Origin of the sequence: Klebsiella sp. 10-1, from assembly GCF_009758445.1 — a bacterium.
GTDB lineage: Bacteria > Pseudomonadota > Gammaproteobacteria > Enterobacterales > Enterobacteriaceae > Klebsiella > Klebsiella scottii.
In genome coordinates this window covers 840-4,616 of sequence record NZ_WQRE01000023.1, presented here as the reverse complement: position 1 = coordinate 4,616, position 3,777 = coordinate 840, and the positions used below count along the sequence as shown (strand labels likewise).

Annotated in this window: 4 protein-coding genes and 1 tRNA gene; 4 read left to right on the top strand and 1 reads right to left on the bottom strand. The window is 50.6% G+C overall.

The window, feature by feature from the left end; translation table 11 throughout:
* The 3 genes from GO007_RS29360 to birA all read left to right on the top strand — a co-directional run.
* Positions 1-184 (top strand): hypothetical protein (locus GO007_RS29360; RefSeq protein WP_223261852.1); only part of this gene is annotated, 184 nt, incomplete at its 5' end.
* Between the two features lie 31 nt (positions 185-215).
* Positions 216-1,244: a UDP-N-acetylmuramate dehydrogenase gene (gene murB, locus GO007_RS28765; protein ID WP_095105803.1), complete on the top strand. Its 1,029-nt coding sequence runs from the start codon at positions 216-218 to the stop codon at positions 1,242-1,244.
* Entirely contained in the window at positions 1,241-2,203 is a 963-nt protein-coding gene (gene birA / locus GO007_RS28760) for a bifunctional biotin--[acetyl-CoA-carboxylase] ligase/biotin operon repressor BirA (protein WP_095105800.1), read from the top strand. Before murB ends, birA begins: the two co-directional genes overlap by 4 nt.
* A gap of 26 nt (positions 2,204-2,229) precedes the next feature.
* Here the strand turns inward: birA and coaA are convergent, their stop codons facing one another.
* Positions 2,230-3,180, bottom strand: a complete 951-nt coding sequence (coaA, locus tag GO007_RS28755) for a type I pantothenate kinase (protein ID WP_095105796.1) — start codon at positions 3,178-3,180, stop codon at positions 2,230-2,232.
* A gap of 512 nt (positions 3,181-3,692) precedes the next feature.
* Here coaA and GO007_RS28750 point away from each other — a divergent pair.
* Positions 3,693-3,768 (top strand) — tRNA-Thr (locus tag GO007_RS28750).
* Positions 3,769-3,777 lie beyond the last annotated feature (9 nt).

The window sequence follows — 3,777 nt, the reverse complement described above, 5'->3', positions numbered from 1 at the left end:
GGTAAGCGCACTCCTGAAACTGCCAGGCATCAAACAGACGAAGAAACCTCATGCGCAGGCATGGGGTTTTTTGTTATCTGCGGTTCAGGAAAAACGGTGTACCGCAGCGCTACGCGCCGCGATCCGCGAATATCCGCTGACCAGCAATCAAACCAAACAAGCCTTCCCCTTACATATACGGTAAACTAGTGCAGATTTTGCATCAGGAAGCCACTATGAATCACTCCCTTAAACCCTGGAATACCTTTGGCATCGATCGTAGCGCCAAAGCAATTGTGCGCGCCGAAAATGAACAACAGCTACTGTCTGCCTGGCAAGATGCCACCGCAGAAGAACAGCCAGTCTTAATCCTCGGGGAAGGAAGCAACGTGCTCTTTCTAAAGGATTATTCTGGTACGGTCATTATCAACCGCATCCTGGGGATTGAGGTCACAGAAACGCCTGAGGCCTGGCATCTACACGTTGGGGCAGGGGAGAACTGGCATCATCTGGTGCAGTTTACGTTAGATAAGGAAATGCCGGGCCTGGAAAACCTCGCCTTGATCCCTGGCTGCGCCGGCTCTTCCCCCATCCAAAATATTGGTGCTTACGGCGTGGAGCTGCAGCGTGTCTGCCAGTATGTCGACTGTATTGAGCTGGCAACCGGGCATAAGCAACGACTTTCGGCCAACGAGTGCCGTTTTGGCTACCGGGATAGTATCTTCAAACATGAGTATCAGGATCGCTATGCCATTGTAGCCGTTGGCCTCAGATTGCCTAAAGTCTGGCAGCCGGTGCTGACTTATGGCGATTTAGTCCGTCTTGACCCAAACACCGTGACGCCTCGACAGGTATTTGATGCTGTTTGCCATATGCGGATGACCAAACTTCCCGATCCGAAGGTCAATGGTAACGCCGGCAGCTTTTTTAAAAACCCGGTAATTAGCGCGGAGAAAGGGCAGGAACTGCTGGGCGCTTTCCCAAATGCACCGCACTACCCACAGGCGGATGGCAGCATCAAGCTGGCCGCTGGATGGCTTATCGATCAATGCCAGCTCAAAGGGAAAACCATCGGTGGTGCGGCAGTACATCGCCAGCAGGCGCTGGTATTAATCAATGACCATCATGCAACCAGCGATGATGTGATCGATCTTGCTCACTACGTCCGCCAGCGGGTTGGCGAGATGTTCAACGTCTGGCTGCAGCCCGAAGTCCGCTTTATTGGCGCAACCGGTGAAGTTAACGCTGAGGAGGCGATTGCATGAGGGACAACACCATTCCCCTGACCCTGATATCCATTCTTGCTGACGGAGAGTTTCATTCTGGGGAACAGCTCGGTGAGCGTCTTGGGATGAGCCGGGCAGCGATCAATAAGCATATTCAGACGCTGCGTGACTGGGGAGTTGATGTCTTCACCGTTCCAGGCAAAGGCTACAGCCTACCGGAATCGATCCAGTTATTAAATGAAGAGCAGATTGCCGGGCAGATCGAACATGGCCGCGTCACCGTGCTGCCGGTCATTGATTCTACAAACCAGTATTTATTGGACCGGCTTAACGAGCTACAGTCTGGCGATGCATGCGTTGCGGAGTGTCAACAGGCTGGACGCGGCCGTCGAGGCCGTAAGTGGTTTTCGCCATTCGGCGCGAATCTCTATCTTTCCATGTACTGGCGACTGGAGCAGGGACCTGCCGCGGCGGTAGGACTGAGCCTGGTGATTGGGATTGTTATCGCTGAGGTACTTCAGAGCCTCGGCGCCGATAAGGTGCGAGTGAAGTGGCCAAACGATCTGTACCTTGAGGACCGGAAGCTGTCCGGCATCCTCGTGGAAATGACGGGAAAAACGGGCGATGCGGCGCAGATAGTGAGCGGTGCAGGGATCAATCTGGCGATGCGACGCGTGGAGTCTGATGTCGTCAATCAGGGCTGGATTAGCCTGCAGGAAGCCGGAGTCTCTATCGACCGCAATGCCCTGGCGGCGCGGCTGATTAAAGAGCTACGGGCGGGCCTGCAGCTCTTTGAACAGGAAGGGTTGGCTCCTTATCTGTCGCGCTGGGAAAAATTAGATAATTTCCTCAACCGACCGGTTAAGCTTATTATCGGAGACAAAGAAATCTTTGGGATTTCCCGCGGTATCGACACTCAAGGAGCATTATTACTTGAGCAAGATGGGGTGATTAAACCTTGGGTGGGCGGTGAGATATCGCTACGTAGCGCCGAATAAATAACAGGGAGCCGAGGCTCCCTGTTTTATTTCCGCAAGCGAACCTGGTCGACAGAATGGTTTGCGCTCTTGGTCATTATCAGACTTGCTCTTTCACGAGTTGGTAGAATGTTTTCTTTAAGATTCAGAAGGTTAATCTCATTCCACAATGAGGTGGCTATATTGGTAGCCTCATCTTTGGAGAGTCTTGCATAATTATGGAAATAAGAATCGGGATCGGTAAATGCGCCTTCACGGAATTTCAGAAAACGATTGATATACCAGCTCTGCAGCAGTTCTTCCGGCGCATCAACATATATAGAAAAATCAACGAAGTCGGAAACAAATACATGATGCGGATCGTGCGGGTAATCCATCCCACTTTGTAAAACATTTAATCCTTCAAGAATTAAAATGTCCGGCTGGGAAACCGTCTTATCGCCATCCGGAATAACATCATAAATAAGATGTGAATAGACCGGGGCCTTAGCGTTGGCGATACCTGATTTCAGATCGGAGACGAACTTGACCAGACGGTGCATATCATAAGATTGCGGGAAGCCCTTCTTCTTCATCAGACCGCGCTCTTTCAACACGGCATTAGGATGCAGGAAACCATCGGTGGTGATTAATTCAACATGCCGATGCTCCGGCCAGCGGCTAAGGAGCGCCTGCAGCACGCGCGCGGTTGTGCTTTTACCTACCGCGACGCTTCCGGCGATGCTGATGATATACGGAATACGCTGACCGTTGGTACCAAGAAACTGTTCCAGCACGGCCTGGCGACGCAGGTTGGAACTGATATAGAAATTAAGCAAACGCGACAGCGGCAAATAAATCTCTGCGACTTCTTCCAGCGAAAGATCTTCGTTGATGCCTTTTAACCGCGTGATTTCTTCCTCTGTTAGCGTCATCGGAACGGAATCACGAAGTGCAGCCCATTGGTTGCGGTTAAATTGTAGATACGGTGTCATTAACGTTTGCTCTTTTTTGCTCATAAGCATTTTCTTACCATCGCCAAATTAAAGACGGGCGGAGATGCTTCACATAAGTTAATCAGGACAATGGGCAGGAGGGTAACACCAGATTGCAGGGAATAATAAGAAAAAAACGCATCGAATGATGCTTTCTCACGCCAACATCACAAGAGTGAAATTTGTGAATAAAGGTCGTCAAAGCTGATGTGGGCGCAAACGGCAGCGGACAGTAAACGCTGATAGTGCAGTCGACGGGGCGGTCAGGACAATCAGCTATCCATATTATATAGCAGAGACTTTGCCATATCGGGGGCGAGCACCAGTTATGCCGCCGTACCAAAAGGCTATCCTTGCCCATACGCCGCGGGCTTTAAATGGAAATATTGCGAGCGGAATGGTGGTTTTTTGTTCTTCGGCGATTGAAATTACACCGCTTTTTCGTGTTTGAGAGCAAAATATGAGCGATAGAACGATTTATGCAATTTTTTAGTTGCATGAATTCGCAGGTCTCCCTAAAATGCGCGCTACTTGATGCCGACTTAGCTCAGTAGGTAGAGCAACTGACTTGTAATCAGTAGGTCACCAGTTCGATTCCGGTAGTCGGCACCATCAAGTGCC

Bases quoted from the DNA above. Each gene is read 5' to 3' on its own strand.
- birA (WP_095105800.1), top strand. From the start codon at position 1,241: ATGAGGGACAACACCATTCCCCTGACCCTGATATCCATTCTTGCTGAC.
- coaA (WP_095105796.1), bottom strand. From the start codon at position 3,180: ATGAGCAAAAAAGAGCAAACGTTAATGACACCGTATCTACAATTTAAC.
- murB (WP_095105803.1), top strand. From the start codon at position 216: ATGAATCACTCCCTTAAACCCTGGAATACCTTTGGCATCGATCGTAGC.